This is a genomic window from Thalassolituus sp. UBA2590 (assembly GCF_002339775.1).
Taxonomy (GTDB): Bacteria; Pseudomonadota; Gammaproteobacteria; order Pseudomonadales; family Oceanobacteraceae; genus Thalassolituus.
In genome coordinates this window covers 1-26,350 of record NZ_DDKU01000158.1, presented here as the reverse complement: position 1 = coordinate 26,350, position 26,350 = coordinate 1, and the positions used below count along the sequence as shown (strand labels likewise).

The 26,350-nt window shown below is 50.7% G+C and carries 24 protein-coding genes; 15 read left to right on the top strand and 9 right to left on the bottom strand.

Going from position 1 to position 26,350, the window contains the following annotated elements; all coding sequences use genetic code 11:
* The first annotated feature begins 98 nt into the window (after window positions 1–98).
* The 3 genes from B2067_RS13395 to B2067_RS13385 all read left to right on the top strand — a co-directional run bounded on the left by B2067_RS13395 (window position 99) and on the right by B2067_RS13385 (window position 2,809).
* Entirely contained in the window at window positions 99–893 is a 795-nt protein-coding gene (locus B2067_RS13395; RefSeq protein ID WP_301378120.1) for a hypothetical protein, read from the top strand.
* A gap of 111 nt (window positions 894–1,004) precedes the next feature.
* Entirely contained in the window at window positions 1,005–1,877 is an 873-nt protein-coding gene (locus B2067_RS13390) for an MOSC domain-containing protein (RefSeq protein WP_301388768.1), read from the top strand.
* A 149-nt stretch (window positions 1,878–2,026) separates the two neighbouring features.
* Entirely contained in the window at window positions 2,027–2,809 is a 783-nt protein-coding gene (locus B2067_RS13385; RefSeq protein WP_301378118.1) for a hypothetical protein, read from the top strand.
* Here B2067_RS13385 and B2067_RS13380 read toward each other — a convergent pair.
* Window positions 2,803–3,705, bottom strand: a complete 903-nt coding sequence (locus B2067_RS13380) for an alpha/beta hydrolase (protein ID WP_068434869.1) — start codon at window positions 3,703–3,705, stop codon at window positions 2,803–2,805. The two genes, B2067_RS13385 and B2067_RS13380, sit on opposite strands and share 7 nt — an antisense overlap.
* Before the next feature lie 98 nt (window positions 3,706–3,803).
* Here B2067_RS13380 and B2067_RS13375 point away from each other — a divergent pair, with 98 nt between their 5' ends.
* Complete coding sequence (locus tag B2067_RS13375; protein ID WP_301388767.1) at window positions 3,804–4,343, top strand: TetR/AcrR family transcriptional regulator; 540 nt, start codon at window positions 3,804–3,806, stop codon at window positions 4,341–4,343.
* Between the two features lie 63 nt (window positions 4,344–4,406).
* Here the strand turns inward: B2067_RS13375 and bfr are convergent, their stop codons facing one another.
* From bfr to B2067_RS13355, 4 genes are all read right to left on the bottom strand, one after another.
* The gene (gene bfr, locus B2067_RS13370; protein WP_068434876.1) at window positions 4,407–4,874 is read right to left on the bottom strand and encodes a bacterioferritin; all 468 of its coding nucleotides are present in this window, start codon (window positions 4,872–4,874) and stop codon (window positions 4,407–4,409) included.
* Window positions 4,875–5,120: 246 nt separating this feature from the next.
* A complete protein-coding gene (locus B2067_RS13365; RefSeq protein WP_301388766.1) occupies window positions 5,121–6,215 on the bottom strand; it encodes an alkene reductase in 1,095 nt (364 codons plus the stop codon).
* Window positions 6,216–6,325: 110 nt separating this feature from the next.
* Entirely contained in the window at window positions 6,326–8,050 is a 1,725-nt protein-coding gene (locus tag B2067_RS13360) for a Na/Pi cotransporter family protein (RefSeq protein WP_301388764.1), read from the bottom strand.
* Between the two features lie 127 nt (window positions 8,051–8,177).
* Window positions 8,178–9,002 (bottom strand): ion transporter, encoded by an 825-nt coding sequence (locus B2067_RS13355; RefSeq protein WP_301388763.1) that lies wholly within the window; start codon window positions 9,000–9,002, stop codon window positions 8,178–8,180.
* A 283-nt stretch (window positions 9,003–9,285) separates the two neighbouring features.
* On the opposite strand from B2067_RS13355, the gene rpsP reads away from it, so the two are divergent.
* From rpsP to B2067_RS13330, 5 genes are all read left to right on the top strand, one after another.
* The gene (gene rpsP / locus B2067_RS13350; RefSeq protein ID WP_068434880.1) at window positions 9,286–9,537 is read left to right on the top strand and encodes a 30S ribosomal protein S16; all 252 of its coding nucleotides are present in this window, start codon (window positions 9,286–9,288) and stop codon (window positions 9,535–9,537) included.
* A 23-nt stretch (window positions 9,538–9,560) separates the two neighbouring features.
* Complete coding sequence (rimM, locus tag B2067_RS13345; protein WP_068434883.1) at window positions 9,561–10,082, top strand: ribosome maturation factor RimM; 522 nt, start codon at window positions 9,561–9,563, stop codon at window positions 10,080–10,082.
* A gap of 36 nt (window positions 10,083–10,118) precedes the next feature.
* Entirely contained in the window at window positions 10,119–10,877 is a 759-nt protein-coding gene (trmD, locus tag B2067_RS13340; RefSeq protein ID WP_068434887.1) for a tRNA (guanosine(37)-N1)-methyltransferase TrmD, read from the top strand.
* 10 nt (window positions 10,878–10,887) lie between these two features.
* On the top strand, window positions 10,888–11,241 hold the full coding sequence (gene rplS / locus B2067_RS13335; RefSeq protein WP_068434889.1) for a 50S ribosomal protein L19: 354 nt from the start codon (window positions 10,888–10,890) through the stop codon (window positions 11,239–11,241).
* A gap of 130 nt (window positions 11,242–11,371) precedes the next feature.
* A complete protein-coding gene (locus B2067_RS13330) occupies window positions 11,372–12,229 on the top strand; it encodes a DsbC family protein (protein WP_297530322.1) in 858 nt (285 codons plus the stop codon).
* 783 nt (window positions 12,230–13,012) lie between these two features.
* Here the strand turns inward: B2067_RS13330 and B2067_RS13325 are convergent.
* The gene (locus tag B2067_RS13325; protein WP_068434892.1) at window positions 13,013–13,825 is read right to left on the bottom strand and encodes a pseudouridine synthase; all 813 of its coding nucleotides are present in this window, start codon (window positions 13,823–13,825) and stop codon (window positions 13,013–13,015) included.
* A 117-nt stretch (window positions 13,826–13,942) separates the two neighbouring features.
* On the opposite strand from B2067_RS13325, the gene B2067_RS13320 reads away from it, so the two are divergent.
* The 3 genes from B2067_RS13320 to B2067_RS13310 all read left to right on the top strand — a co-directional run bounded on the left by B2067_RS13320 (window position 13,943) and on the right by B2067_RS13310 (window position 18,736).
* Window positions 13,943–16,726: a hypothetical protein gene (locus B2067_RS13320; protein WP_301388761.1), complete on the top strand. Its 2,784-nt coding sequence runs from the start codon at window positions 13,943–13,945 to the stop codon at window positions 16,724–16,726.
* 38 nt (window positions 16,727–16,764) lie between these two features.
* Window positions 16,765–18,330, top strand: coding sequence for a cation:proton antiporter family protein (locus B2067_RS13315; protein WP_301388759.1), 1,566 nt, complete (start codon window positions 16,765–16,767; stop codon window positions 18,328–18,330).
* Window positions 18,331–18,490: 160 nt separating this feature from the next.
* Window positions 18,491–18,736, top strand: a complete 246-nt coding sequence (locus B2067_RS13310) for a hypothetical protein (protein WP_068434898.1) — start codon at window positions 18,491–18,493, stop codon at window positions 18,734–18,736.
* Between the two features lie 63 nt (window positions 18,737–18,799).
* On the opposite strand, the gene B2067_RS13305 is transcribed toward B2067_RS13310, so the two are convergent.
* Together B2067_RS13305 and B2067_RS13300 are read right to left on the bottom strand one after the other, a co-directional pair.
* Window positions 18,800–19,186, bottom strand: a complete 387-nt coding sequence (locus B2067_RS13305; protein ID WP_175607879.1) for a hypothetical protein — start codon at window positions 19,184–19,186, stop codon at window positions 18,800–18,802.
* Window positions 19,187–19,309: 123 nt separating this feature from the next.
* Complete coding sequence (locus tag B2067_RS13300; protein WP_301388757.1) at window positions 19,310–20,689, bottom strand: PhoH family protein; 1,380 nt, start codon at window positions 20,687–20,689, stop codon at window positions 19,310–19,312.
* A gap of 753 nt (window positions 20,690–21,442) precedes the next feature.
* Between B2067_RS13300 and B2067_RS13295 the strand changes: the two genes are divergently transcribed.
* The 3 genes from B2067_RS13295 to B2067_RS13285 all read left to right on the top strand — a co-directional run bounded on the left by B2067_RS13295 (window position 21,443) and on the right by B2067_RS13285 (window position 25,694).
* Window positions 21,443–22,456, top strand: a complete 1,014-nt coding sequence (locus tag B2067_RS13295; RefSeq protein WP_273086759.1) for a hypothetical protein — start codon at window positions 21,443–21,445, stop codon at window positions 22,454–22,456.
* 9 nt (window positions 22,457–22,465) lie between these two features.
* Window positions 22,466–23,455 carry a putative solute-binding protein gene (locus B2067_RS13290; RefSeq protein WP_068434906.1) on the top strand — a complete coding sequence of 330 codons (990 nt, stop codon included), beginning with the start codon at window positions 22,466–22,468 and terminating at the stop codon, window positions 23,453–23,455.
* Between the two features lie 112 nt (window positions 23,456–23,567).
* Window positions 23,568–25,694 (top strand): TRAP transporter large permease subunit, encoded by a 2,127-nt coding sequence (locus B2067_RS13285; protein WP_301388754.1) that lies wholly within the window; start codon window positions 23,568–23,570, stop codon window positions 25,692–25,694.
* A gap of 89 nt (window positions 25,695–25,783) precedes the next feature.
* Here B2067_RS13285 and B2067_RS13280 read toward each other — a convergent pair whose 3' ends face one another.
* Window positions 25,784–26,305, bottom strand: coding sequence for a hypothetical protein (locus B2067_RS13280; protein WP_301388753.1), 522 nt, complete (start codon window positions 26,303–26,305; stop codon window positions 25,784–25,786).
* Window positions 26,306–26,350: the final 45 nt, after the last annotated feature.

Genomic DNA, 26,350 nt, shown 5'->3' with positions numbered 1-26,350 from the left:
AAGCTCTTTATCTTGTGCCTTCCGGCATACTTCAACTATCCTGAAATATGGTTCGATATTGAGATTGTTATGATTCTGTTGATCTCCCGGAAGGTGAAGTGAGTCAGGCTTTGGGCTTTCAGGCATTAGTGAAGTGTTGGGTTGTGGTGCTGTCAGCGCTGCTACCCTGGCAGCTGTGTCTGGCCAGCAATGATGGTGCGGATGTGAGCGAGGCCCCGTTCGTCATCGCTTACTCTGCCGATCCTGCCGAGAGTATTACGATGCGCTGGTACGATATGGTGGTCAGGGAGGCCTTCCGTCGGCTGGATCGTGAGTTTGTTGCACGTGTCTATCCGCCAGTTCGATCCGGTATGTTGCTAGAGCAGGGGCAGGTTGATGCCGAGGCCATCCGTCCAGAAGGGTATAGCAAAGTGTACCCTCAGGCTGTACGGGTCAATCAGACGCTGCTTGAAGTGGCCTTTTCTGTTGCCGTAACCGATCCTGATTTGAAAATTACCAAATGGGAAGACTTTCGTAGGAAAGACTATCGTGTCGAATTTGTCCGCGGTGTCGAGCCGCTGGAGCAGATACTTTCTGAATACATTGATGAGGATAGCCTCTCTGAGGTATCGGAAGTTGAACAGGGCATCGCTAAGTTGATCGCGGGGCGTACCGATGTGCTGGTAGATTTCAGGGGCCGTATGCTGCTGGATGCGGATGATTTGAGGCTTCGTGGTAAAGGGATTTATATCTCCGATATTGAAGAGCAAGTGCCGCACTATACTTACCTCAATATACAGTATACTGATCTTGCGGATGCTCTGGCTGAGGTATTTGCTCAAATGAAAGCAGAAGGCTTGTTCGATCTCTATATGAAAGAGGTACGGCAGGCATTCAGTGAAACTGGCCGTTAACCTTCAGTCCTTATTGTTCCGCCTGCATTGCAGCTCGCCACATAGCTACGTCTTATAACGTATGGTTCCTGTGAACTTGCTCGTTTACTTTGGTGATACGAGGAGGTTCTGATGATTAAAGTAGGTACGGTTAAATCAGTCTGGCGTTACCCGGTGAAAGGGATGGCGGGTGAGGCATTGTCAGAGGCTGATGTACAGCGTATGGGGGGACGAGGCGATCGAATTCTGGCGGTTCAGGATGTCGTTCGTCAGGAGATTCAGAGCTGTAAGTTTCGCCCTCAACTTTTGCAGTGTCGCGCACAATTTACTGACCCCAGCGATATTCACAGTGGTGTCACTATTCGCTTTCCTGATGGTCAGTGTCTTCCATCAGATGCGGAGGACGTGGATGTAAAACTGTCAGAGCTAGTTGGTCAGCCCAGTCGCATTCAGGCTTTAAGGCCTGCTTCTGATAAGGGGTTTTATCAGCGTTTTAAAGAAGACGATCACACCTGGCTTGATGAATTAAAAGCGACGTTCGAACGCCTACCCGGAGAGCCTCTTCCAGATCTCGATAATTTACCCGAAGAGATGCAGACGTATGTGTCTGTGTTGGGTAGTTTCTTTCTGGTCTCTCCGTTTCATATTATTTCTACGGCCAGTCTTGAGTATCTGAAGACTAGGAATCCAGATTCGGACTGGCAGATCGAGCGCTTCCGGCCAAATCTTGTTGTGGAAACATTCCCTGAAATGGAAGGGCTGGTTGAACAAGCCTGGGTTGGTTGTTCTTTGAAGGTCGGTGAGGTCACTATTTTATGTTCTGATACAGCACCAAGGTGCGGTTCCGTTGTTCGTGAACAGCATGGAATATCGAAAGACCCGCAGGTTCTCAGAACCATCGTCCGCGACGCTGAGCAGAACCTGGGGGGCTACGGTGATATTTTTGAGGAGGGAAAGGTCCGCGTTGGTGATGCGGTATACTTATGTCGAGATGATGATTGCTAGTGCTTGAATGGCATCTTAAGCCGCAGAATGTATTAAGTAATTTATCAACGCCCTGCTATTATATAGCTATAGCTCGCTGGCAATGTGTGACAACGATAAGGATCTATTACTGTCCTGCTGGTTTGTTCAGGCATTTACAGGTTTGATTTATGATACGTTTCAGCTGGTCGCAATGTGTCGGCCGCGTCTGTATTTCTCTTCTTTTATTTATCTCAATTCTCTCTCACTCAGAAAGCGCTTCAGACAGACCAATATTCACCATGGCCTATTCGGCTGACCCAGCTCAGAGCCTGACGATGGCCTGGTATCACCGGCTTATCTCTGAGGCGTTTGATCGCTTAGGTATTACGCTGGAATATGGTGTCTATCCTCCACTTCGCGCTAATACTCTATTAAACACCGGTAAAATCGACGTCGAGGGCTTACGCGCTGCAGGTTACGAGAACGATAACCCTGCGGCTGTTATCGTGCGGGAGTCGATTCTTACGACTAAGTATGGGTATGCGACGGTTGATCCGGATATTCAGCTTGAGCGTCTCGCCGACCTGGAGAAGGCAAGTTATCGGGTTGAATACCTGCGTGGGGTTGAGCCGCTGGGTGACATGCTCGCCGCTCACTTGCCTGAGGGCTATCTGTTCGCCATTACGAGCCCGGAGCAGGGGCTTCATAAGTTATTGGCAGGACGCTCCGATGTATTTGTGGACTTCCCGGGGCGCCTCTCGGCGTTGAAAGAGTCACTGGGGCTGACTATCTCAGGTATTCGCGTCGCAGAATTTGAGGATGATATTGTTGTATATCCCGTGCTTCACCGACGGCACGCCGACCTCGCTCAACCTCTGCAGCAGGTGTTGAGCGAGATGAAAGCTCAGGGGTTATTTGAGCAATACATGGAAGAAACGCGGAAGATTTTCCTGCTACCTCATGATCAGTAGTTTGCAGGCACCAGCTTTTTAATGAAATTTAGCTGTCTTGCAATGTTATCTTCAAACCAGTGATCCAGATATGGATCGAAGTGGTTGGCGTCGATGGTTTGTATCTCCACCTTTTCAGAAGACAGCTTACGTACTTTTTCCTCATCAAACGGTGCTACGGTGTCTCGGGTGGCACCAATAATTAACATCGGGATTTTTATGCTTTTCAGATGTTTCCGCGGGCGGTAGAAGCCCATCGTAGCCAGTGAGCGTGCTGCAACACGGTTATCGTTCTCGCGCTTCAATGTGTCTGAAATCCAGCCTTCCACTCGCCATGCTCCGTCACGGTCCATTGAGGAGTATTCGCCTTCCGGTGAGACAATCGGTACGTAGTGTGCTGCGAACGGGTTGAGCATATCGCGCATCATATCGACCCCAAAGCGGATCATACGTGCTGGCGGAACCGCTTTTACTGCCAGCATACCGTCAAGCATCGGCACTTGAGCAATCGCACCGCGAAGTTCGGGATGTTCTGCTGCCGTTTTCACAACATGGCCACCGCCAAAGGAACTCCCCCAGAGAATGATGTTTGTCTGATCAACGTCGGCCAGCGACTTTGTATACGCCAAGGCCGCCTCGACGGTCTTTTCACGCTTCCAGGGGCTGATGGTATTGCGCGGTAAGCCTTCGCTGTCGCCCCAACCCGGATAGTCGAATGTAAGCACTGCAAAGCCTGCCTCGTTAAATGCGTCGATAAAGCCGGTTACTAGTGTGAGTTGAGTTCCACCCCAACCATGCACCATCAGAATGGTGGGATATGGGCCCTTGGCGGTAGTGGGTCTGTGAAGGGTTGCTGCACAACTGACACCCTGATTTACGAATGTTCCTTTCAATCGATTCTCTGACAATACGTTCATGGTATTAGCCTTTTGTTCTCGGTTTTCTTTTCTTGAATGGCATTCAAGATAGCGCATCTGTATCTTAAACGTCAATCAAGAAAGTGGCTGGGCAGTTAATGGCACGTAACAAGCGTCACGTAGAGCAGAAGATCAAACGAGAAGAAATAGAAGCGGTCGCTATGGCATTGTTCAAAGAGCAGGGCTATGACAAAACGTCGATGGCCAGTGTTGCTAAGGCTGCGGGCGTTGCTGCGAATACCATCTACTGGTACTACGAGAATAAGGACGACCTGTTGGTTGCGGTGCTTAACCGTGAAGTGATGCAGGCAATGCCTCAAGTGATCGCCATGCAGAACGCCCCTCTGACGGAACGGGTGCTGAAGTTGATTGAGCAATTCGAAAGTTCAGGCTCATTGATGACGGATGTTCATTCCAGAGTGTCGCATTCCGAGGTTGTGCGTGACTGGCATGATCGCTTTCATCAGATGGTGGAGCAGTTGTCAGTATCAGAACTCATTAAGGCAGGTCTTGAGCCAGCGGTGGCAGTTCTGGGCGCCCGCTTGATGGTTTATGTTATCGAGGGCCTGCTTGCGCATCCTCATACGCTGGAAGAGCGGGTTCAGGTTGTAGAGCACGCGTTGGGAAAGTTGATGTAAGTTAATAGCAGACATAAAAAAAGCGCCATAATGGCGCTTCTTATTTTGATAAAAAAGAGAGCTTCACATTTGTGATTGCAGGTAGTTCTCAATACCAATCATTTTGATCATTCGTAGCTGACGTTCAAGCCAGCGAGCGTGATCTTCTTCTGTATCGTAAAGCAGTGGCTGAAGCAATTCACGAGTCTGATAGTCTTTCTCTTCTTCACAGATTTCCATCGTTTCCTTCAGCAGGTCAGCTACGTAGTACTCGACATCCAGGTCGGCTTGTAGCATTTCAGGAACCGTTTCACAGACATTAAGATCGTCTGCATTAGAAAGATCGGGAGTGCCTTCCAGGAAAAGAATACGTCGCACCAACACATCTGCGTGCTGGGTTTCTTCTTCCATTTCGTGGCTAAGGCGTTCGTAGAGTTTGTTCAGCCCCATGTCTTCGTAAATGCGCGAGTGAGCGAAATACTGATCGCGGGCGGCCAATTCACAATTGAGAAGTTTTTGTAATTGATCAATGACGCGTTGGCTGCCTTTCATGGGATGCTCCGGGTTGAGTAGATATCTCCGGTAACGATAGCGCGAGCACGCGTGCGGAACAAGCCGAAAAGCCTGTAAATACTAGGGTAAGGAGTGGTTTTTTGTAATGAACCAGACGACTGAGAATTGTTCTTTTTATGTTTTGAAATATCCGTTTTATTGCAACACGGACTGAAGGCCCGGAGGGAATATAAAAGAACAGCCGGGCAAAATGCCCGGCGTTGCTCTCATATTATGTATTTTGGATTAAGCTTCAGCTGCTTCTAACGCTGGATAATCGGTGTACCCTTTTTCATCCTGCGTGTAGAAGGTATTCGGGTCGGGTTCGTTGAGTTCTGCTCCCTGGCGAATGCGCTCTGGCAGGTCAGGGTTGGCAAGAAACGCAGTGCCGAACGCGATTGCATCCGCATTGTGAGAGTCGACGGTATCAGCGGCTTCTTCAGGGCTATATCCCATATTAAGAATTAACTGGCCGTTATAGAGCGAGCGGAACGGCGTCACCACGTCTGCTTTCTGTTCGCCCAGAAAGTCAGCGCGCATCAGATGGACATAGGCGAGGTCCTTCGGGTTCAGGTGTGCCGCAAGGTATTTAACCAATGCCACCGGGTCACTGTCTTTCATGTCGTTGAAGCTATTCAATGGCGAGAAACGCACGCCGACCCGGTGTGGTGTAAATACTTCGCTGACTGCGTCCAGTACTTCGGTCAGGAAGCGTACCTGGTTGTGCCATGAGCCACCGTAGTTATCGTCACGGTTGTTTGCACCGTCACGCAGGAACTGATCCAGCAGGTAGCCGTTTGCACCGTGTACTTCAACACCGTCGAATCCTGCCTTTTTGGCATTCTCAGCGCCTTTACGGAAGTCATTAACCAGATCCTGAATCTGATCTTCAGTGAGTGCTTCTGGTTTCTGATATTCGAATTGCCCTTCTGGGGTTGTTGACCCACCTTCGATAGCTATCGGGCTGGCGGAAACCGCGGGTTTTCCATCATTAAGCTCAGGGTGAACGGCGCGCCCCGCGTGCCAGATCTGCATGAATATCCGCCCGCCAGCGGCATGAACTGAATCCGTGATTTTTTTCCACTCGGCAACCTGTTCGTCAGAGTAGATACCGGGCTCACTGGCAAAGGCCGACGTCTGCGGTGTGACCATAGTGCATTCAGTGATGATCAGGCCTGCGCTGGCACGCTGGGTGTAATACTCACGCATCAGTTCATTGGGCAGGTGGTCGATGGCGCGGCAGCGCGTTAACGGTGCCATGATGATGCGATTGGGGATTTCAAGCGAACCAAGATTCAGAGGCTTGAAAAGGGTGTTCGTTGTTGAGGCTGAAGTGCTCATGATGTGCTCCTCACAGAGAGTATGTCTCTGTGAGAGAGCCAGACAGGTCGTTGGTTCCTGTAATTTCAGCGACAGTCTGTTCCCCGCAGTGAACAGACTGCCATTCGGGATTACACGCGCTGCGCTTTGAGTCGGTGGTTCGCCGCAGACTCATTGACGTTGAGGATATGGTCGCCGATGCGTTCAATCCGGTTGAGGACATCAATGAAGATGACGCCGGCACGGGGGCTGTAGTCGCCATTTTCGAGGCGGGCAAAGTGCGTATCACGGAATGAATCACGCAGCTCATCAATGCGATTCTCAAGCTCAATGGCACGTTCAAGGCTGACCTTGGACGGCTCCATAGAGGCACTTTGCTGCATATTCTCTACAGCCGCTCTGAGGGCTTCCATCATCTGCACCATGTCAGCCCGGGCATCATCCGGCCAGTGGCTTCGTGCCTCATGAAGGCGTTCTGACAGTTTCGAAATCTGGAAGTAGATGTCGGCGATGCGCTCCATATCGTTAATCATGGTCTGCAGGAAGCGGATACGCTCTGTCAGGTCGTGCTCTAGATTGGTGTTCTCACTGACCCGGACGAGGTAGTCGGAAATTTCGATTTCCAGCTGGTCTGTGGCTTCTTCGGCCGCGGCGATGCGTTTGAGCAGCTTGGATCTTGATGCCTTGCTGTCGAAAAGAAGTTCATCGACGTCAGCATGCATACGATTAAGTATCCCGGCAAACTGCTGAGCCTCTTTCTGGGCCTGTTCCAGTGCCAGTGCGGGAGAGGTCATCACGCCAGCACTGATGTACTTCAGGCGGAAGTCATCGGCACCGCCGGCGGTCTCCGGAAGAATGCGTTCGATAAAGCGCACTATATAAGGAATAAAGGCAAACAGCAGGATGACATTCAGGATGTTGAACGAGGTATGGAAGAGCGACAGGGCCAGGGTTGCGTTGGGTCTGGCTTCCGGGGCATCGCTTAGAATAGAAACCGGTGCCGTTGAGAAGTTCTGTACCACCATGTCAATCAGGTGCATGACGGGATAAATGGCGGCCAACATCCAGGCAACCCCGATCAGATTGAATATCAGGTGGAAGCGGGCTGCCCGTTTTGCGTGCACGTTCCCCACCATAGCGGCGAGGTTGGCAGTGACTGTGGTACCAATATTTTCCCCCAGTACCATAGCAGCCGCCAGCGGAAAGGATATCCAGCCCTCAAACAGCATAACCAGTGTCACCGCTGTAGCCGCTGAAGATGATTGCATGACAAGGGTGAGCAGGGTGCCAATGACAACAAAAATAAGCAGCGAGGCGTAGCCGAACCCAGTGAACATATCGAGGAACTCGAGTATCTCCGGGTTACTGCGAATGTCAGGCACGCCGTTTTTGATGAACTCAAGGCCAATAAACAGAATACCGAAGCCGACCATGGTCTCGGCGATGTTGCGTAAGCGGCTGTTCTTAGAGAACAGGAACGCGAAGAAGAGACCGATCACTGCCATGGCGATGGGGGTGATCTTCATCTTGAAGCCAAACAGCGCAACGATCCAGGCGGTCACTGTAGTGCCGATATTCGCGCCCATAATCACGCCCGTAGATTCCACGAACGTCAGGAGCCCGGCATTTACGAAACTCACGGCCATCACGGTCGTTGTCGTCGATGACTGGGTGATGGTGGTCGTTGCGAAGCCGGTGAGTACCCCGGTAACACGGTTTCGGGTCATGCCGCTAAGCACTGACTTGAGGCGGCTTCCTGCCACTTTCTGAAGGCCTTCACTGAAGATCTTCATGCCGAAAATAAAGATGCCGAGGGCACCAATGAGCTGGAGGAAGTCGAAAAGAGTGTAGTTCATACCTTACCTGAATCCGGTCGCTACAGCGGAACTGGGTCCGTCGGTGACTTTAGGGTCTCGATTAGGGGCGCGATTATATGACGGAAATGACCTCGAAAGTCATTTCCATGTCATAAAAGTGCAATATTTACTGATCGCTGCTTCCCCGGTGCTCGAGGCGAGCGATCATCGTTTTTAATTCCTGGATCTCATCGCGCAGATCATTCAATGACGCATTGCCTTCTTCTTCGTCTTTCTCTGCGCGCTCTCTTGCATGCTCGTCTTCCAGAACATTGACCACAATCCCGATCACCATATTGAGGAAGGCGAAAGCCGTAAAGAAGATGAAGGACAGATAGAAGCTCCATGATAATGGATAGACGGCCATGGTTTCGTACATGACGTCGGTCCAGTCTTCGAAGGTCATAACCCGGAAGAGTGTCAGCATAGAAATTGCGATATCGCCCCAGAGTTCTCTGTTGATAGGAGCGAAGAAAGTCGCGCCGATAGCTGCGTATATATAGAAGATGATGAACATCAGCAGCACAACGTATCCGAGTTGCGGCAAAGCACGGACCAGCGAGTTCAGCAGCATTCTCAACTCAGGGATGATGGATACCATACGCAGCACCCGGAATACCCTGACAAGACGGCCAACCAGGGCCATGTCGCTGTTATCAATCGGGATCAGACTCACGACAACGACAAGAGTATCGAAGACGTTCCAGCCATTGTGGAAGAAGCGTTTCTTATTGGGCTCAGCAATAAAGCGGACGATGATCTCAAACAGGAACAGGAAGGTGATACCGACATCCAGCCAGACGATCATCTGTGATACGGCATCCGGAATGGCGTAGGTTTTCGCCCCCACGAGAAGCGCTGAGATAATGATGACCCCCACCACAAACAGCTCGAAAGCGCGGTTGTTCTTGAGGGCGAGGGCTTTGTCCTGAATCGTCTGGATAGTGCTCATAATACTTAGCCTGGAGAGGATCTTAGAATGCGCGAATATTATCTATCCTGCGCCTGAATACAATGCTGTATTGGTCGGGCTTCCCGGGCCGCTCTTTTACTTGCGGTTTTGGGGGCAGTTAGCGTACACTACGCGCCCTTTTGTGTGGGTTGCCTGTACGGCGGCCCCCAGGCCCTTCAAGTCGGCAGCACGCTAACTGCGTAACGCTGGTCTTGAGGGATGTTGAACGGTGGGCGATTTCAAAACCCGCCACTAGATAAAACGACCGGAGTAGACACACTTTATGGTAGTTATTCGTTTAGCCCGCGGCGGCTCTAAAAAACGTCCTTTTTATCACATCAACGTAGCTGACGCGCGCATGCCTCGCGACGGTCGCTTTATCGAGCGCCTTGGGTTCTTCAACCCGATTGCTCGTGGCCAGGAAGAAGCTCTGCGTATCGATCTGGAACGCGTTGAGTACTGGGTAGGTAAAGGCGCACAGCCAACTGACCGTGTTAAGAAGCTGCTGAAAGACGCTGCTAAAAAAGAAGCGTAATTCAGCTTAACCGGGGGTAAGCAGTGTCTGAGAACATTCGCGTTCTGGGAAAAATAAGCACTGCGTTTGGCATCAAAGGGTGGGTGAAGGTGTATTCCTACACGCAGCCGATGACAAACATTCTGGAGTACCCTGTCTGGCACATCCGTAAGGATAATCGCTGGCAGGAATTCAAAGTACTTCAGGGTAAACCTCAGGGTAAAGGTCTGGTGGCAAGCCTTCAGGGCATTACAGACCGTGATCTGGCATTGAGCTTACATCAGTGTGAGGTCGGGGTTCCTGAAGAGGCGCTTCCTGAGCTTGAAGAAGATGAACATTATTGGTTCCAGCTGATCGGACTCAAGGTAGTAAATACCGAAGGTGTGGTGCTGGGCCAGGTGAAAGAACTGTTTGATTCTGGTGGTGGTAATCAGGTGATGACGGTGACGCCTTGTGAGGGCAGCATCGATCAGCAGCAACGTTTACTTCCCTTTGTAGAGCAATATGTTCTTGAGGTCGATCTGGACAGCAGTGTGATCCAGGTAGACTGGGACCCGGATTTTTAACCCCTGGCCAACAGGGCCAGAGAGGAGTGAAGACCGGTGTGGTTTGGTGTTGTAACTCTGTTTCCTGAAATGATTCAGGCGTTGACCCAGCAAGGTGTCAGCGGACGCGCAGTCAAACAGGATAAAGTCAGTGTGACCTGTTGGAATCCAAGAGATTACGCTTACGACAATTACCAGACGGTGGATGATCGACCGTACGGCGGTGGCCCCGGAATGCTGATGAAAATTCAGCCGTTAAAGGATGCCATCCATGCTGCGAAGGCAGCGGCCGGTGAAGGCGCTAAGGTGATTTATATGTCGCCACAGGGCCGCAAACTGGATCAGGAGGGTGTGCTTGAGCTTGCTCAGCATGACAAGCTGATCCTAGTTGCCGGGCGGTACGAGGGTATTGATGAACGTCTGATTGAGGCGGAAATCGACGAAGAATGGTCTGTCGGTGATTTCGTGCTCAGCGGTGGTGAATTACCCGCCATGACGTTGATGGATGCCGTGATCCGGTTGGTGCCTGGTGTATTGGGGCACGAACTGTCGGCACAGCAGGACTCCTTTATGGATGGCTTGCTGGATTGTCCGCACTACACCCGGCCTGAAGTGTATGAAGGTGAAGCGGTACCTGAGGTACTGTTGAGCGGTAATCACGAGAAAATCCGCCAGTGGCGCTTAAAGCAGGCACTGGGCCGAACCTGGCAACGCAGACCAGACTTACTGGCTGAACTGGAACTGACAACCGAGCAACGAAAGTTATTGACAGAATACCTTGACGAGAACGCGGCTGAGCACTCGTCAGACTGTTAAGGAGCGAACAATGAGCAACAAGAACCCAATCATTCAGCAGATTGAAAACGCGCAGCTGAAAGACGCTGTTCCAGCTTTTGGCCCTGGTGACACTGTTGTCGTTCAGGTAAAAGTAAAAGAAGGCAACCGTGAGCGTCTGCAGGCGTTCGAAGGTGTGGTTATCGGTAAGCGTAACCGTGGCCTGAACTCTGCTTTCACCGTACGTAAGATCTCTCACGGTGTCGGCGTTGAGCGTACTTTCCAGACTCACAGCCCACTGGTTGACAGCATTGCTGTTAAACGTCGTGGTGACGTGCGTCAGGCGAAACTGTACTACCTGCGTGAGCGTAGCGGTAAGTCTGCACGTATCAAAGAAAAGGTATAATCCTCCGGGAATACCTTTCTTTACCGAAAAACGGGCCTCGCGCCCGTTTTTTTGTGCCTGAAAGATACGGTTTCCTGCTATGGTCAGCCTGTTGAGAGAAAGCCACATACGAATGCAGAAGAGCAAAGATATGAAGAAGACACTGACCGCGCTTGTCGCAGCCATGCTGATGAGCGCGCCGGCTCTCGCTGACAATGCGAAGCTGAAAGAAACCATCGAAGCCAAGATGAAGGAAGTGCTTGGCCCGCGGGCTGATGTCACCGAGGTGGTATCACTGGGTGATGGTCAGATTTATGAAGTGGTTATGATCGATGGGTCTTTAATGCATATGACTCCTGACCTCAACTACCTCATCTATCAGAATACCCTGTACAAATTCAGTGAGGGCGGGCTGGATAACGTCAGTGACCTGCGCAAAGTGACGTTACGCAAGAAAGAAATGGCATCCATTCCCGATGCTGATACGGTCGTATTTCCTGCGAAGGGAGATGAGAAGGCAGTCATTAATGTGTTTACGGACATTGATTGTGGCTATTGCCAGAAGCTCCATCAAGAAATGGACGATATCAATGCGAAGGGTATAACTGTCCGTTACCTCGCGTATCCGCGCGCAGGTATTTTTGATCAGACCGGTGGTTACACCGAATCTTACAATAAGATTAACTACGTATGGTGCCAGGACAAGGGTGATCGTGCTGACGCTATGACAGAAATTAAATCATTGCAGGGCGAATTGTCTGGTGCATATAGTCGTGTACGGAATGCTTCCGGATCTGACAGAGAGTCGGCCATGAAGTCATTTGATGAGAAGCGCGGTGAAATGCAGTCGCTGGTATCCACGGCTTCCTGCGAGTCTCCGGTAGCAGCACAATACAATCTGGGTCGTGCTATCGGTGTTGGCGGTACCCCCGCTATTGTCACTTCGGATGGCCAGCTGATACCGGGGTATATGGAAGCAGATAAGCTTGCAGAGCGACTCGGCATATAAGCAGACATGCTTGTTGCACCATCTTAGAAACCCGCTTCGGCGGGTTTTTTTATGCCAGACGAATACTCTGTTGTCAGTTGTGAATAACCTGATATCAGCCTTCATGCGGCTTTGCTTAATTTATCCACAAATTGTGCTGGTAGTTATTCAGAAGGGAAGTTTTTTCGGGAATTTCAGGCTCTGTCGCACGTCCTGTCAGAAAACGGAATGTCAACGCCGCTTTCAGGTTTTTTTCAGTGCGTCTGGGTTTATTTTGGTGCGTTGTTATGCACATCTTCAATGGTGGCCGAATAAATGTGTCAATCTGGCGTAGAAAATATGAAAGTATCTATTGATTTTCATAAGTCATTGAAAAATATAGGTTTTTTACTTGGTTAAAAAATATACAATCTGAGTGTTATGCCCATTTTATCTGGGCTGGAATGAGTTTTTAAATTATTACTCACAAAGTTATCCACAGAAATTGTGGGAAACTTACCCGCGACAAACTACGACATTTTTGCAAAAAAAAGCTTTAAATCCTGCGTTCAGGTGTTGACACCAGAAAACTATCTGGAACCTGTTATACACATCAAAAAGGGATGGCGTCACTGGACTGACAGGATAGTGTCAAATTCCTATCGATAGAATTGTCAATCTATAAGTTACTGATTTATATGGAAAAATTTACTGTTAATTTTTTCAGCAAAATGACAGCACCCCATGAACCATGCGGGTTCCAGCCACTTTTAAAAAACTTATCCATAAAGTTATCCACAGAAAGTGTGGGTAACCGTGCGTAAGTCACGGTTTCTCTGGGGTTCGGAGCTCTGCTGGTAGCAGAAAGGCATCCATGGAGGGGTGCGGAGGGTGTTGGAGCTCTGACTGCAATGATTCCGGTAAGGCCATGCTCCAGCCGAAGCGGTCGAAAAGTTGACGCATTGTCCGGTCAGGTGGGGCAATCAGGGTTAGCAGTTCATTAGTGTACGGGTGGTACATCTCCAATGACCAGGCATGCAGTAACAATCGTGGTGCATCCATATGATCCCGGAAATATCTCGAGTGCCTCCCTTTACCGTATCGGGCATCACCAATAATAGGGTGACTCAGATGTTTCAGGTGCCGGCGTATCTGATGCTTTCGCCCGGTGTGAGGACGACAGTCAATTAACGAATATCGCGACTGCGGGTACTTATCAATGGCGACGGGTATCTCGACCTGAGCGAGTGAGGTGAAATCTGTAATGGCTTCCTGTGGCGGCTTGATACGCTCATGCTTAGCATACTTGTCGACCGGAGGCGACATTGCATAGTCGAGATGGGTGAATTCAGGCATATAACCACGGACAATAGCCAGATAATGCTTTTCTACATCGCGCTGGCGCCATTGTTCCACGACCAGGCTGGCGGTTTCAGGTTGACGTGCGAAGACCAGAACACCAGACGTCGGTTTATCGAGTCTGTGTACAGGATAAACTCGTTGGCCCAGTTGATTGCGCACCAATTGCAGTGCGAACGCAGTTTCATGACGATCGATTTCGCTGCGGTGAACGAGTAGGCCGCTGGGTTTATTGATGGCAACCAGATGCTCATCTTCGTAAATAAAATCAAGTTCCATCGCGTGATTCCGGCAGAGAAGTCAAAGCGCGCAGTTTACGGCAGACGACCAGCCAATACACCTTGCGGAGTCATAAGACTCGGATATGATGGCGTGACTCTTCATGGAAGGCTGATTATGTTTTGTCGTTTGTTCCTGCTAATTCTTTTACTACCTTTGACTGCCACCGCAGAATCCGTTGCCTGGGATGGCCCCGGAGCCGAAGGTTGGCTGACACGCAGTTCGGAGCATTTTGATGCTCATTACCCTGCGTCAGATCCCGCCTACGAGGCAATGGCGCTTCACTCGCTGAACATTGCAGAGCAGGTGCATCGTGAGTTGATGCCATTTTTCACTACTGCGCCGGCGGCCAGAACGCAGCTGGTGCTCTCGGATGATCAGGACATTGCAAATGGTTGGGCGACCTTCTTTCCGTTTTCACAGATCCGGCTGTATCTCACGCCGCCTCACGATCTTAACGGTCTCGAAAATTATGACGATTGGCTGGCGTTGCTTATTCGCCATGAGTACGTGCATATTCTGCATATGGAGATGGGCCGTGGGGCGCCTGAAAAACTTCGTTCAGTGTTTGGACGTGTACTGTTCTTTTTTCCGCACTCTCTGATTTCTCCCATGCTGATTGAAGGTTTAGCTGTTTATCTGGAGACAGACTATGAGGCGGGCACGGGTCGCCTGGCTTCAAGCTGGTATCAAATGCAGATGCGTGAAGAAGTACGTAGTGGAGAATTCGCGACGCTTGGTGAAGCGGCGATCAGCAGCCGTGAATGGCCCTATGGTCAGTACTACTTGTATGGCGCCTTCTTTATTGAGTATCTGGTCCAGACCTATGGTGAGGAAAAGCTACAGATGTGGCTAAGCCTGTATAGTGGCGAAATATTTCCATACCTGATGCTCAACAGCACCGCACGACGTATCTATGGTCGCGACTTCGAGGCTCTCTGGGCGGATTTTCGCCTGGCTATGGAGGAACGGTTTGGCGAAGAGAAGACTGTTGTTGTTCCCTCCTCGGCGTCATTGCCGGAGATTACATTACGGCAGCAGGTGAGTGGATCAGATGGTCAGGCGGTTTATTACGTAGCCAGCGATGACGAAGACCGCCCCGTGCTCCAGCGTTGCACAGGCGTTGAAGCAGACTGCACTGACATAGCCGACGGCAGAGACATTACCTCGATTGACGTTCTGCCCGATGGGCGTGTGATCGCAGTACGTGCTCTGACGTATGCAAGCGGTCGCTATTCTGCTGACCTCTGGTTGCTGGATGAGGGGGACTGGGTGCCCTTGACTCAGGGAGCCCGTGTTTCGGATGCGCGCTGGCTGCCGGATGGCTCTGGTTTTGTTTTCACGAGTTTCAGAGCCGGCTTCAGTCATCTCTTGTTGCTGTCGGAAGATGGCACTGAGACCTTGCTCTGGCGTGGCGAGTACGGTGAGTACGTCGGTGCGTTTGATATAAAGAGTGACGGCACTGAAATTATTGCAGCTTTTAAAACTCCGGGACGATCCTGGGAGTTAGCCAGTAAGGATGTCGCTGACAGCGACTGGACCTTGCTGACAGATTCGGCGGCAAACGAGGCGCAACCGAGATTCACAGCCGACGATCGGCTTCTGTTTATCGCGGATTACTCAGGGGAATTCGGAATTTATGAGTGGCAGAACGGTAGTGCGTTGTCGTTGGCTTCTGATGATATCGATGTAGCGAGGTCGTTTGACCCCTGGATAACTGGCGACCGGCTGTGGTCACAGGAATACACGGCGGGTGGCTTCCTGTTGAGAAATACTGAGTTGCCGCTGGCGCGCGCAGGTGTAGCTTATGAAGCGGCAACAACCCAGGCAATAAGCTTGAATCAGGTGGAAGCATCTGAACCCACTGCTTATGAACCATGGTCGACGCTTCGCCCGCATTACTGGTTACCTGTATTTTACGGCACCGAAGATACAACCTACGTTGGGTTCAGTACCGGCGGTACCGATGCACTGGGGCGCCATAACTACCAGGTCGATCTCGCCTATGGAACAGAGCAGAAAGCCTTTGATATGACTCTGATATATCAGTATCAACGCTGGCTTTTTGGGTACGATGTCGAGAATGAATTATTTGATATCAATGAAACGGTGCCCGGATTTACCGTGCTCAAAGATCAGCAGTGGCGTATTCAGAGAAACTGGTTGGTGCAGGCGATGCGTGATCGCTTAGGCCTTCATTCGGGGCTGGTCAGTCGACGAATATCGATCGACAGGGTAGAGCCCGGCGTCGTGATCTCCGGAGGTCGAGCAGCTGATAGACACAGCGTTGGCCTCGCACTGACGTTCAATGATCAGCGCGGACTACTTCATTCTCCCGGAGGGTTCGGGCCGGGTGCAGAGTTGGTTGCAGAAGACTTTTCTCTGCTCAACGACGACTTTTCAGGCGTTCACGTTCAGCCCGGGTTTAACTATATGTTCGATCTGCCGGGACGTCAGTCGCTGACGTTCTCGCAGAATGCAGGGTTTGCGTCCGAAGGTGCACCGGGATGGCAACTCGGTGGTCTGCCGCCACAGGAAGACTATTCTCTCTTTGGGCGGGAGCAGTTGAGTCTTCGCGGCTTTGACGCCGGGAATCAGTTCGGTCGTTATTACGACCGCGAGCGACTGGTCTATGCGGCTCAGTTGAGTTCCATCAATGACAACTGGAGCATCTGGCCGTTAGGCTTGGATGATCTGGAACTACGCGTATTTCTTGAGCGTGGACGGGCCTGGTCGGAATCTGACGATCCTGACCCTATGGTGGGAACTGGGGCAGAGTTGCGTTTAAACAGTATCATTGGGTATCGGGCACTGGTCCCTGTAGTGATTGGTGTTGCTCAGGGGATTCAGGGCATCGGATCTGAGACCCAGGGATATTTCGGTATACAGGCGGCTTTCTGAAGACTGCCCTATTTTCCTGTGACAGGTAGAGACAGCGTATGGATTTCCTCTGGGTTCTGATTGCCTTTGTGTTTGGTCTGGTGGCTCGACAGTTCAGCCTGCCGCCTTTAATTGGCTTTCTGGTTGCAGGTTTCGTTCTTAATGCACTGGGTCGTGAAGCGACGCCACTGCTTGATGAGCTGGCCTCGCTTGGCATCACATTGATGTTGTTCACCATTGGTCTGAAACTGGATATCCGCACCCTTATCCGGAAAGAAGTCTGGGGTGGCACTCTTGTTCAGAGCGGCAGCTGGATTCTGCTCGGTATCGCGGCCTTACCTGTGCCGACCTGGCTGGGGTTAAGCCAGGCGTTTGAAGTGGATCTGGTAACGGCGGCCCTGGTCGCATTTGCTCTGAGTTTTTCATCGACAGTAGCCGTCGTCAAAATGCTCGAAGAGGCTTCAGAACTGAAAGTCCGGCATGGGCGCCTGGCACTGGGCATTCTTATTGTTCAGGATATTGTTGCGGTAGTTTTTCTGGTCGCAGCCACCGGCAAAGTGCCTGATGAATGGGCACTGGCGCTGTTCCTGTTACCTTTATTTCGGCCTGTACTTTACTGGGTTATGGAGCGTTCAGGCCATGGCGAGTTGCTGCCGCTGACGGGACTGTTTCTTGCGCTAGGAGGCTATGAACTGTTTGACGCGCTGGGCGTTAAGGGAGATCTCGGTGCCCTTATTCTTGGCGTACTCGTCGCCGGGCACAACAAGTCTTCGGAACTCTATAAAACATTGATGAGCTTTAAGGATCTGTTCCTGATTGGCTTTTTTCTGTCGATCGGTTTCAGCGCGCTCCCAACGTTGGAGATGCTTTATGTGACAGCAGGGCTGACGCTGCTGTTAGTGGTTAAGTTTGTTCTCTTCTATTTTACCTTTATTCTTTTCGGGCTCTCTGGCCGGACGGCGTACCTGACCGCGCTTGCCTTGAGTAATTACAGTGAGTTTGGCCTTATCGTAGCGGATATGGGCGTAAAACAATCCTGGCTGGGTGAAGAATGGTTGGTGATGATCGCCTTGGCCATGTCGGCTTCATTTCTTGTCAGTACGGTGCTTTTCCGTCGCGCACACTCCATTTATGCCCGTATGTATAAAACGATAAATCGTTTTGAGCGTGAAGGGGCACACCAGTCTCTCAAGCTGCCTTCCTCATTTGATGTCTTGATCGTTGGTATGGGCCGGGTAGGAAAGGGGGCATACCAGGCTCTCCATGGGAGCGATACCTCCAGCGCGTGGGGGCTCGAATCTGATACAGACCGGGCGGAAAAACTCCGTAGTGAGTCATTTAATGTCATTTCTGGTGATGCGGATGACCTTGAGTTCTGGCAGCAGGCATCCCACTGCGATATCCGTCTGGTCATGCTGGCGCTTCCTTCTCAGCAGGAAATGTTGGCGACACTGCAGATGATGAAGATCGCTGGTTATCAGGGCAAAACAGCGGCCGTCGCCCGCTACGAAGACGAAAGAAATCAACTCCTCGATCTCGGAGTGGATGTTGTTTTCAACTACTACGCGGAAGTCGGCACCGGGTTTGCTGAAGAATCACGACACCTTCTGTCTGTGACCGATTGAAAACGCTGTAGTGGCCGTTTATGTATCCTTTATTCCAGAGGGTTTTGGCAGTAGGGTCGTTCAGTTTAATTCGGCATACTGAGAAAAATTTTACTTTTGGATGATCGAAAACCGACTAGCCTGAGGCAGTATCCAAGAAGATGTATTCAGGAGAATCGCCATGGCTAAAATGTCGTTCCGTTTTACTACTGAGGTTGAAATCGAGCTTAAAGGTGATAGCTACGAAGAAATCTACCTGAAATTGAAAGACATGATGCATGGAGAGCGTTTGATCAGTACACAATCAAACCTTAAGGTCTTTCCGCCGGAAGACAGCCGGATGTACTTCGGTATGGAGGGAGAGAAGGAGCTTCACGAAATTCCAATGTTTAAAGGTGACTTCACGGAAGACATTCTTCGTCACTGAGATACTCTCCCGGGCGGCCAGTTGATTCGTATTCGCGCTGACCGTCCGGGAAATGAGTTGTAATCAGAACAGATTGAGTACCAGTGCGTGCTGTTCGCAGTGGTCAGGTTCTTTCAGGTCATTTTTCTGGCGAGATTCATCTGACTTAATCCAGCTGTAGCTGTTACGTGACCCTTTGCACAGCGTGAGGCCCAGAACGTTATTCTTCGAACGTACGAACAGGTTCATATTCACTACGCCACGCGACTTTGCTCTGAGATATATCTTCTTAGGGGATATGTTGTACGCACGCAGCCCATCTTTGGCCGTAATGCTCATGGCGCTGTCGGCGGGTGCATTTACGAACACAGCGTCGTCACGGATTTCGATACTTGCCCAGCTGGAGTCGGTTTCAAACTCAAGTTCGTAGATTTTCTCTACTGGTTCTTCATCCGCTGCGATTGCGGGCATAAAAACGCTCAGTAACATACATGCGAGCAGATATCTCATAATCCTTATCCATGACCTGATTGTGTATAAAAAGTAAGAGGGCCATAGACCCTCTACTGTTTATAGTTCAGGGTTGGTAAGGCGTCAAAGGTGCGACTCCGCATACTCGGCAAGTTCAGAGCGTGGCGAACCCTGAAGATGTATCGTGCCGCCATGTGGAAAATGCTTGAAGCGCTCAATCAGATACGTCAGGCCTGAACTGATCGGGTTGAGGTATGGCGTGTCGATCTGTGCCAGGTTGCCAAGACAAATTACCTTACTTCCTGCGCCTGCGCGCGTGATGATGGTTTTCATCTGATGCGGCGTAAGGTTCTGACACTCGTCTATCAGAATCAGACTGTGCTGGAAGCTACGGCCACGAATGTAATTAAGCGATTTAAACTGCAGGGGAACCTTCTGCAGGATATAGTCGACACTGCTGGTCGCGTTTTCATCATCACAGTGGAGTGCTTCCAGGTTGTCGGTTATTGCACCGAGCCATGGTTCCATTTTCTCGGCTTCGGTACCTGGCAAGAAGCCAATATCTTCATCGAGTCCGCGGGTGCTACGTGTAGCGATAATACGGCGGAATTGTCCGGTTGCGACGGTCATCTCGATGGCAGCTGCGAGTGCGAGGATAGTTTTACCTGAGCCCGCCTGCCCAGAAAGTGTCACCAGGTGAATATCCGGGTCGAGGAGCAGGTTAAGCGCCATTGCCTGGGCGGTATCTCTTGGCTTGAGCCCCCAGGCACTCGCCTGCATCAACTGCTCTTTCGGGAAGTCTTTAATGAGCGCTGCTTCTTCGCCGATCTGGTGAACCTTACCTATGAAGCCTTTGTCGTCAGTAATGAAACGGTTGATGATCATATCTTCCGGTAGCTGATTCAGTGGGATCCGATGGTAGGTGCCTGTTTCATCGTGGAATGTTTCGACCTGTTCCTGTGTTTCCCAGAAGGAGCCATCAACATGGTGGTAGCCGGTTTCTAGAAGTGACACATCAGAGAGAAGCTGGTCATTCTGGTAGTCCTGAGCACCGACACCGCAGCCTCGGGCCTTCAGGCGCATGTTAATGTCTTTGGTAATCAGGATGGTTTCGCGGTTGGGATATTTCTCCTGAAGTGTGACCAGGCTGTTGATGATCTTGTTGTCGTTGAGGTCGTCAGGAAGTGCGCGGCTGGGAGTCTGGAAGGTGTCTAGTAGTATTGAGAAGTGGCCCTGGTAATCACCATCCGGACGCTCAATTGGTATGCCCTTGGCAATCTCTGTCGGAGAAGCATCTCCGATGATGCGGTCTATCTGCCGTATCGCCTCCCGGCAGTCGGTCGCGATGGATGCCTTTCCCATCTTGAGTTTATCCAGCTCCTCCAGAACTGTCATAGGTATTACGACCTGATGTTCTTCAAAATTCAGGATCGCAGCAGGATCATGGATCAGAACATTGGTGTCGATAACGTACAGTTTGGTATCAGATTTACGCGCGGCCATAGAGTCAGTCTCCTGATTGCGTCACAGAGCGGAGCACAGAGGTACAGAAACCCGCGGGCAAAGCGTAAGTGCTCGACCATTTCAGGGGCGGTACGTGTGTCTTCCGGTGGGGGGATTTGAAGAGCGGTAGAGGGAGTGACGATGCGGTCTGAACCCAGCGTCTGCGGTGTGCAGTCAATGATCTTACTGTGTACTACGGCTAAACGGGTCAGCCGTATCAGGAGATCGTTCAGAGAGACTCCCTCCAATCCTGTCGTCTGTTCTTTCAATATGACGACCTCACCAGGATTTGCAACTACCGTGTGTAAGGGTGTGACTTTGTCCGCATTGCGTTGGCCTGATAAACCAAGGTAGACATATGTTTATCTTTGTATGTAAACGACCGTTTTACGAAGTGCAACTATGCCATATGGGTGGGGTGTTAATCCGTGTAAATGGCACTTTATGACCTTACTGGGTGGCGAGTAATGACTAATTTTGGTGGTTTTTTATATCCTGAGCCGTTCTGGCAAGTTTTTTCATGGCGATTTTCTGTAAAAAAATGTCACAGACGCGGGTAAGCGCCTATAAGCCGCTTGGCACCAATTAACCTTTCTAAGGTGCAACTTTTCCAATAGCTTACGTCGGGAAGGCAATTTGCTTGGTTTACATTGGTATTCGTAGCGTAAACCAGATATTCTCTGGGCTACGAACCTTCCGGGTTCTCATTACCCGGAGAATAATAACAACAACATTGATTCTGATGGGGGCGTCATGTCGTTTCTCTCTCGCGTTCTAATTACAGCAATGACCCTGTTCACGCTGTCCGGTTGTAGCATCATTTACATGCAAATGGGTTGGGTGGTTTATGACCTTACCGATCGTCATGTAACGCCATATACAATGACTATCGATGACGTAGGTGTTGCATGCTCCACTACTCAGGGCCTTCAGCCTCTGATTAACGCATTTACCCGTGTCACTTCGACTGATGACCTGGCAAATCTCATGATGAACATGATGGCCGGATCTTGTGCTGAAGAAGCCGCCGTCGAAGAGAGCCTCGCTTACATCCGGGCGTTCAAAAATCAGAACATTAACGAAGCAAAAGACGCTCGCGTTCGTGAGAAGCGCCAGTACGCTATTGCTGCAACCCGTCAGTATCGCGCATATCAACATATGGTCGATGAGTTCGGTGAGCCGGGCGAGAAGTGCCCACGACTTAATCATGACGAAGGCGTTTACTGGACACTGGGTAACCTTGCGGGTCTCCAGTCTGTGCTTAACGACCTCAAGGCACAGAGCGTTGTGAACGTTCCTAAAGACATTGCGATGAAAGCCGTTCGTGGCCTCCAGTGTCTGGACAATGAAGAATATTGGGGTGTTCCTGCTGCTGCTTCAGCAGGTCTTAAAATCCTGATGCCAGACAGCTCTGATGAAAGCGCATCTGACCCTTGGGTAGAGCTGGAGACTGCGTCTCGTACAGCTACCGAAAACGGTGTTCGTCTGGCTCATGCTGTAGAAATTCTTGTTGCTGATGGTGGTGGTCACACGGATCGTGTGAAGGAAGCTATCCGTCGTCACGCAGCCTCACTTAAAACTAACCCTAGCCATCGCGATTACCGACTGCTTGATGTTGTAGCAAGTCGTCAGATCCGTGCGGTCTCTGACCGTATGTGGACTGATGCTACTGGCTCGCGTACGCCGGTCGGTGAATTCGGTACTTTCTGGGATGATGTGGACGAAAGTGCTGCTCCCGTGATGGATATTGATGACCTGTTAGATTAAGGACTGGATATGCGTAAATTATTGGCCATCGCTGCGATGACGCTGGCGCCTTTTGCGAGCGCTGTAGAACAACGTGACCTGTGCATCTATGACCCACTGGGTAACAGTGGCCCGATGTTTGGTCTGATGAAAGACTACCGCGAGTTTGCTCTCGCGGAAGGCTTTGAAATCAAGCTTCACGCTTACACCGATGAAAAAATCGCCTCTGATGATTTTAAAGCAGAGCAGTGCGACGGTGTTGTAATGACGGGTGCTCGTGCGCGTCCTTTCAGTAAGTTTGCGTCTACCATCGAAGCGATTGGTGCGGTGCCAACTGATGAAATTATGCGCCAGGTCGTCATGACCACGGCAGCTCCGAATGCGGCTAAGTTCATGCAGACCGAGCGCTACGCGGTAGGTGGTGTTATTCCGGCTGGTGCTGTGTACCTGTTCGTCAACGACAGAAGCATCGATACCGTAGAAGAAATGTCGGGCAAGAAGATTGCGACACTCGACTATGATGCACCATCAATCAAAATGGTAAATCACGTGGGTGCAGCAGTTGTTCCGTCAAACTCAGCTAACTTCTCTGGTAAGTTCAACAACGGCAGCGTTGATATCGCCTACGCTCCAGCAATCGCTTACAAGCCTCTGGAAATGTACAAAGGCCTCGGCGAAAACGGTGCGATTCTGAGATACAACCTTGCTTATCTGGACTTTCAACTGGTATTCCATCGTGAGCAGTTCAGCGATGAGTATACGCAGAAGTCCCGAGAGTTCGTTGCCAGTCTCTTCGATCGTGCGATCAAGAGTATCAAGCAGCATACAGAAGAAATCGAAGACCATTACTGGTTAGATCTGCCTGAAGCACAGCAAAAAGAATATAACGAAATGTTGCGTCAGGTGCGTATCACACTGCGTGATGAAGGCGTCTACGATGGCAAAATGCTGCGCCTTCTCAAAAACCTGCGTTGTAAGGCGGATGGCTCTGCAGCGGAGTGTGTAGAAAATCTTGAGTAAGACCAAGTAACACGTCTTGTCTTCCCAGGCACTTGCCTCCGGGAAGCGGACATTGGGGGATGAACCGAAGCCGTCCGGCTTCGGTTCTTTTATAATATAAGAGGTGTTTTTCATGGAGCAGCACGTACGTGCGGGCAACCGTACGATTTACGAATGGCTCGCTGCGCTTCCTGCATTCCTGGTACTGGTATTCGTCATTATTCTGAATACCAGTCACACGATGCATGCGCAATTACTGCAATTGGGTGAAAGTGTCTGGGAAGGATACTTTATGCTTCGGCATGATCCGGTTGAGCCGTCCTGTAACCTCAATATGGATATTGATACCGAGCTGGCAAGAATCGTCGAAGAACGAAATAACCAGCCAATGGATGAGTTTGACCTGTTCGCGCCAGAGCCGGTAGATCCCGCAGTGATGCGGAAGTCACTTGAAGCCGCTCAGGCTCAGTGTGAGATCAAGTACGATCAGTACAATGCGACAAAAGACCGGATTACTCCGGCTGTTGAAATCTTCCGTTCAGTCGAGTTGGGTGTCGCCAACTTCGGTGAACTAGGTATGGCGACCCAGCGGATTATGCTGGCGATTCTCGTTCTGATCTGCGGTGGTACAGCACTGTTCCGTCGTCACCACATCGCCCTGAGACCTATGGTAACGGCGATGGATTATCGTGTTGCAGCGGGCGCTCAATTCGTTGCATTTGCCATTCTGTTTTACTCCGTATACAGCTTCAAAGAAGTTGCCTTCTCAGCGGGTATTGAGGTCAGTACCGAGCATGCAGTACTCCACTGGCTATGGATCTTTGGGTTTGGAGCGCCGCTCGCATTGACGCTCTACCAGATGGTGGTTATCCCTAAGGAAGCCGAGCCAGGGGGCAACTTCCTTAAGGCTCAGCTGGCGATACCTCTGTATGCCACTATGTGTCTGATCTCTGGTACTTACTTCATCCTTGCGGGACATCCAGCGGGTATTGGTATTTACCTGAATCAGATGATGGAGCTTTCTCAGCTATTCCTTAATGTAGGCTTGTACGTATGGATCGGTATGCTTCTTAAGCGTACTGAGATGGCACAGAAGGTGTTCAATGTTTTCCGCCCGCTCAAGTTACCACCGGAGATGTTGGCTGTTGCCGTCGTAGCTCTGGCTGCAGTGCCAACCGCTTACACTGGTGGTTCAGGTATTTTCGTTATCGCAGTAGGTGGTTTGATCTACATGGAGCTCCGCCGTGCTGGGGCGCGACGTCAGCTGGCGCTGGCGGCTACCGCAATGTCAGGCTCTTTGGGTGTTGTTCTGCGTCCATGCCTGCTGGTTGTTATCGTTGCAGCGCTGAATAATGAGGTGACTACAGACCAGTTGTTCGGTTGGGGGGTTAAGGTATTCTTCCTGACGACCGTCCTGTTCGCTGCCTATGCTCTTCTCACCCGTAAAGAACCGGTTGCAATTCAACGTCCGGATGGCAATGTCTGGCCTGAATTCAAAGAGGCGTTAAAGCCGCTGATACCATATGTGATTCTGATCGCTGTAACGCTCGTTGTATATGCACTTCTGTTGAATGCGTACCTTGACGAATTCTCAGCGCCTATCATTCTGCCTGTATTGCTACTGGTTATTCTTATTTATGAGCGCCTTAACCAGGAAAAAGACGTCCTGAAGCGTGAAAATCTGAATATTGATTATGTTGGGCATCGTCTTGAAGAGAGCTACGATGATCTCAAGCAAGGTCGTGACTCTATCGAGAAGACCATCCGTGAAGCTACCACTGAGACGACAGGTCACATTGGTGCCCTGCTTATGTTGATGGGTATGTCTGTCAGTATCGGTGGTGTTATTGAGCGTGCCGAAGTAATGGCCATGGTACCGACCGAGTTTAGTTCTATCTGGTTGGCGATGGCACTGCTGGTCGCTATTCTGGTTGTTATCGGTATGGTTATGGACCCGTACGGTGCCGTTATTCTGGTGAGTGCCACGATCGCGAGTATCGCCTATGAAAGCGGGATTGATCCGGTTCACTTCTGGATGGTGACACTGGTGGCCTTCGAGCTGGGGTATCTCAGTCCGCCTGTTGCTCTTAACCACCTCTTGACCAGGCAGGTGGTCGGCGAAGAAGAAGTCCGCTTGTCCAAGGAAGAAGTGGTCGGAGAGAACTTCTGGTATAGGAACGAGAAGATACTGTTGCCGTTGGCTACGATGGCCACAGCACTTATCATCGTTGCCTTCGTACCGCTCGCGATAGCCTATTAACCTAATATCGCACTATGAAAAACGGGAGCAGATGCTCCCGTTTTTTTTGGTTTTCACCTAGCCCGTATTAATCTCAAAGAACTTCCGGCTTAAGGAGCCTCGGGACGTGGAATCAGTGTTACCGTAGAGTCGGGGACGGTCGAAATATTCCTGAAATACAGGTCGCCAATGATATCGCTACCGGTGTTGCCGATACTCATATTGCGATAGGCGATTTCGTCGATGCTGGAGGGGAGGACCAGACTGATCGTTCCGTCGTCATTGACGATACTGCGTGGTCCATCAGGGTCATCATAAGTTACGCCAGTGATTTCGTAGTCGCCAACGAAGTTGAGTAATGGCAAGCCTGCCTGGAACAGCACCATCAGCGTTTTCAGGCCGCCTTCGTCGTCCGGGCCGCTGCTGTTCCCCAAGTCGATAAGGTACTGGCTGTCCTCATTAATGCCCTGAGCAGAAATGTTCTGCATATTGTCATCGGCGAGACTCGCGAGGCCGGTTCGCTGCTCCAGCTCCTGTACCGATGGTCCTGCGTAGGCAGTAGATGTGCACAATGTGATGACGCTGAGCCGAATGAGCGTTGTTAGCCCTGATGTTCTTCCATTGGTGTTCACGCGGTGACTCCCTTCTTACTGGTTTTGGGGGAGTTATCAGACCAC